This is a genomic window from Bergeriella denitrificans NBRC 102155, from assembly GCF_001592185.1.
In the GTDB taxonomy this organism is placed as follows: Bacteria; Pseudomonadota; Gammaproteobacteria; order Burkholderiales; family Neisseriaceae; genus Neisseria; species Neisseria denitrificans.
Map to the genome: position 1 here is coordinate 1 of NZ_BCWL01000186.1, position 4,165 is coordinate 4,165.

3 protein-coding genes are annotated in these 4,165 nt (G+C 58.4%); 1 reads left to right on the forward strand and 2 read right to left on the reverse strand.

The window, feature by feature from the left end; genetic code table 11:
* Positions 1–110: 110 nt before the first annotated feature.
* Together BDE01S_RS08800 and BDE01S_RS08805 are read right to left on the reverse strand one after the other, a co-directional pair.
* On the reverse strand, positions 111–1,787 hold the full coding sequence (locus tag BDE01S_RS08800; RefSeq protein WP_066080353.1) for a cation acetate symporter: 1,677 nt from the start codon (positions 1,785–1,787) through the stop codon (positions 111–113).
* A complete protein-coding gene (locus BDE01S_RS08805; RefSeq protein WP_115225452.1) occupies positions 1,784–2,188 on the reverse strand; it encodes a DUF485 domain-containing protein in 405 nt (134 codons plus the stop codon). Before BDE01S_RS08805 ends, BDE01S_RS08800 begins: the two co-directional genes overlap by 4 nt.
* Before the next feature lie 746 nt (positions 2,189–2,934).
* On the opposite strand from BDE01S_RS08805, the gene BDE01S_RS08810 reads away from it, so the two are divergent.
* Complete coding sequence (locus tag BDE01S_RS08810) at positions 2,935–4,113, forward strand: NADH-dependent flavin oxidoreductase (RefSeq protein ID WP_066080357.1); 1,179 nt, start codon at positions 2,935–2,937, stop codon at positions 4,111–4,113.
* Positions 4,114–4,165: the final 52 nt, after the last annotated feature.

A 4,165-nucleotide genomic window follows, 5' to 3' on the forward strand; every position in this document is an offset into this window, starting at 1 on the left:
GCACACGGATAGCCTTGAAAACGCAGCAAAAGCCGTCTGAATATTTTGTTTGCACGCAGCAAGCGATATTCAGACGGCTTTTTTATTGTACGGCTATGCAGACAACGGGATTAGTGGTCGGATGCTTTGGCCGCGCCGATGCCGGTCATGGAGCGGACGTATTGCGCGGCGAAGCGGGATTTGTCGGCCACAGCCTGCTCGGATTGATCGGCCAGCGACACCACCCAGGCGACGATGAAGGCCAGCGGAATGGTAAAGAGCGCGGGGCTGCCGTAAGGGAAGACGGGGCTTTCGTTGCCCAATACCGCCACCCATACGTTCGGCCCGAGCACAATCAGCACAAACGCGCCAATCAGGCCGCTCAAGCCGCCCGCCACCACACCGCGCGTGGTCAGGCCTTTCCAATACATACTCAGCATCAGCACAGGGAAGTTGGCGGATGCGGCGATGGCGAAGCAGAGACCGACCATAAAGGCGACGTTTTGGTCTTCAAACGCCAAGCCCAAGACCACCGCCATCACGCCCAAGACCAGCGTGGCGGCTTTGGAAATCCGCATTTCCTCGCGCGGCGTGGCCTTGCCTTTGCGGATAACCGAGGAGTAGATGTCGTGGCTGACCGCCGATGCGCCCGACAGGGTCAGGCCGGCAACCACGGCCAAAATGGTGGCGAAGCTCACGGCAGAGATAAAGCCCAGCAGGAAATCGCCGCCGACCGCGCTGGAAAGATGCACGGCGGTCATATTGGTGCCGCCGACCATTTCATACACGGTGCGGCCGTTTTTCAGCATTTCGGTGAAAAACTGCGGATTGTCGCGGGTCAGCATGATGATGGCGCCGAAGCCGATGATGCCGGTGAGCAGGAAGAAATAGCCGACCAAGCCGGTGGCAACCACCACGGATTTGCGGGCTTCGCGTGCATCGGGTACGGTAAAGAAGCGCATCAAGACGTGCGGCAGGCCGCAAGTGCCGAACATCAGCGCCAGGCCGAGCGAGAGCGCGTCAATCGGGTTTTTCACCATGCTGCCGGGTGCCATGATTTTTTCGCCCTGTTCGTGCACGGATACGGCGGATGCAAACATATTTTCCAGGCTGAAGCCCGCGTGTTTCAACACCAAAAACGAAATCAGCGATGCGCCGCCCAGCAGCAATACGGCCTTAATCATCTGCACCCAAGTCGTGGCCAGCATGCCGCCGAACAAGACATACACAATCATCAGCGCGCCGACCAACACCACGGCGAAGATATAGTCCAAGCCGAACAGCAGCTGAATCAGCTTGCCCGCGCCCACCACTTGGGCAATCAGGTAGAGCGACACAATCAGTAGCGTGCTGCTGGCGGCAAACAGGCGCACCGGTTTTTGGTTGAAGCGGTAGGCGGCCACGTCGGAAAACGTGAATTTGCCCAAATTACGCAGCCGCTCGGCCATCAGAAACAGCACAATCGGCCAGCCGACCACAAAGCCCACCGAATAAATCAGGCCGTCGTAGCCGCGGCTGAACACGATGGCCGATACGCCCAGAAAAGCCGCTGCCGACATATAGTCGCCCGCGATGGCCAGGCCGTTTTGCGTGCCGGAAATACCGCCGCCGCCGGTGTAGAAATCCTTGGCCGATTTATTCTGCTTGGCCGCCCATTTGGTGATGAACAGGGTTGAGCCGACAAACAGGAAAAACATGATAATCGCCGTCCAGTTGGTGGCCTGTTTTTCCACATCGCCGCCGATGGCATCGGCGTAGGCCGCGCCGCAGAGCGGCAGCAGCACGGCAATCAGCAGGTGTTTCATCATTTTTCCGCTCCTTCCATCACTTCGGCCACCACTTCCTGCGTCATCGCATCGAAGCGGCTGTTGGCAATCCACACATAAATGCCCGTCATTACAAATGAGAACACAATCACGAAAATGCCGATGTAGATGCCCCAAGTGGTGACGCCGTCGGGGTTGACCCGCGCGGCAAAGAGCTGCGGGCTGGTGCCGATAACCCAGATAAAGGAGACGTAAACCAAAAAAATCACGGCGGAAAATGCCCAGCCGATGACCGATTTCTGCCGGGCCATGCGCTGGAATTTCGGATGCACCAGCACGCGCTCGTCAATCGAGGCGGCGGGGTTGGGGGTGTGGTGGATGCCGGATGTCGGCGGGGCTGCCGTCGGGCGTGCTGCCCCGGCAGTCAGACGGATGTCGCTCATGGTTTTTCCTTGTAGAAGTTAAATTCAGTCAAGAAATCGGCACGGCGCGGCAGGGCTGCGGCATGCTTTTTTCGCGGACTGTCTTTTTTTATGTTTTGGTATGGTGGGTATGAAGCGGCATCTTGGAAGCGGCAGAGGGCGGCTTCCGATAAGAGGAAAGGGCACAGTACAATAAAAGAAATCGGCTGGCAATATTTGTTAACGTATTAATTTTTAATAAGATAATCACGCAAGGCCGTCTGAAAAACCGCCGCCTGCCGCAAAGGCGCAGAGCCTTATGCAGTCGGCGGAAAATCGTTTGCGGGCAGGGTGCGGCCGAGCGCAGGCCGGGCAAGGGCAGGGCATGGCGGTGCAGCCTATTGTGAATAGTTTATCGAATGCCGTTTGCGCGCTCGGACGCGTTGCGGGCGGAAATACCTGCTGCGGCGCGTGTGCAAAATTTAATGCCGTCTGAAAATGCGGGCGTGGCAAAAAATGCTGCCGATGCCGCCGCCGAAAGAGGCGTTTTGAATGTAAAGACTTTTTAACGGAAGAAAATGGCAGATTGCCGCCGCGCCGCAAAAAAAGCCGCGCGGGGCAGGAAAATATTTCGGCTGCCGGATATTCCGAATAAAAAGAGCAGCTTGGCGGCGCGTGTTTTTCAGACGGCCTGCGGGCTGTGCAAGGCTGTGTAAAAGCTGTTTGAAAATCGGCGCGGCGGCCTTTATATCGGCTCGGCTGAAGTTTATGAAAAAAAAGGATAGCCCGTGTCTCAAAACCACGAACACACCCTGTTCCAAGCCTATACGTTCAACAACGGCGTGGAAGTCAAAAACCGCCTGGTGGTCGCCCCGATGACCCACTGGGCCTCCAATGAAGACGGTACGCTGTCGGACGCCGAGCGCACCTTTATCGGCAACCGCGCCCGCGATTTCGGCCTGTTTATCACCGCCGCCACGCTGGTGTCGCCCGAGGGCAAAGCCTTTGCCGGCGAGCCTTGCGCCTACGACGAAGCCCATTTGGCGAGCCTGAAGGAAACCGCCGCCATCATTCAGGCGCAGGGCGCGAAAGCCATTCTGCAAATCCATCACGGCGGCTGGCAGGCGGTGGACGGCATCATCGGCGGCCGCGATAAAGTCGCGCCGTCCGACTTGCCGGCCGGTACCGATGCCGCCGGCCGGCCGAGCAAAGCAACGCGCGCGCTGACGGCAGACGAAATCGAAGCGCTGATTGCCGCATTCGGCAAAGCGACCGATTTGGCCATCCGCGCGGGGTTTGACGGCGTGGAAATCCACGGTGCCAACGGCTATCTGCTGCAACAGTTTGTGTCCGGCCATTTCAACCGTCGCGAAGACGAATGGGGCGGCAGCCGCAGTAACCGCCTGCGCTTCCCGCTGGCCGTGACCGATGCCGTGATTGCCGCCAAAGCCGCACACGGCCGCGACGATTTCATCATCGGCTACCGCCTGTCGCCGGAAGAGCCGCAGGAAGACGGCATCACCATGGAAGACACGTTTGCCCTGATTGACGCGCTGAAAACCAAAGCCTTGCAATACCTGCACGTTTCGCTGTGGGACTTCTACAAAAAAGCCCGCCGAGGTGCCGATACCGCCCGCAGCCGCCTGGATTTGATTCACGAGCGCATCGGTGGTGCCTTCCCGCTGATTGGCGTGGGCAACCTCTTTACCGCCGACGACGTGCGCCGCGCGCTCGACAGCGGCTGGGTGGAATTTGCCGCCGTGGGCAAGGCCGTGTTAATCAACCCCGATTTCGCTACCTTGATTTATCAGGGACGCGAAAACGAGATTGCCACCGAAATCGACCCCGAGCGCACCGACCGCTACGGCTATGCCGATTATCTGTGGCAGCTGCAGTTGATGGCACCCGCCTTCCTGCCGCCGCTGAAAGGCCGCAAAGAGGGCTGGCAGCCTGTGGATGCGGGTTGATTGTCTGTTTTTTAACGTGCGTTCAGAATAAGGCAAACGGTTGAGAAATATA

Coding starts and splice junctions, on each gene's coding strand:
- BDE01S_RS08805 (WP_115225452.1), bottom strand. CDS start 2,188: ATGAGCGACATCCGTCTGACTGCCGGGGCAGCACGCCCGACGGCAGCC.
- BDE01S_RS08800 (WP_066080353.1), bottom strand. CDS start 1,787: ATGATGAAACACCTGCTGATTGCCGTGCTGCTGCCGCTCTGCGGCGCG.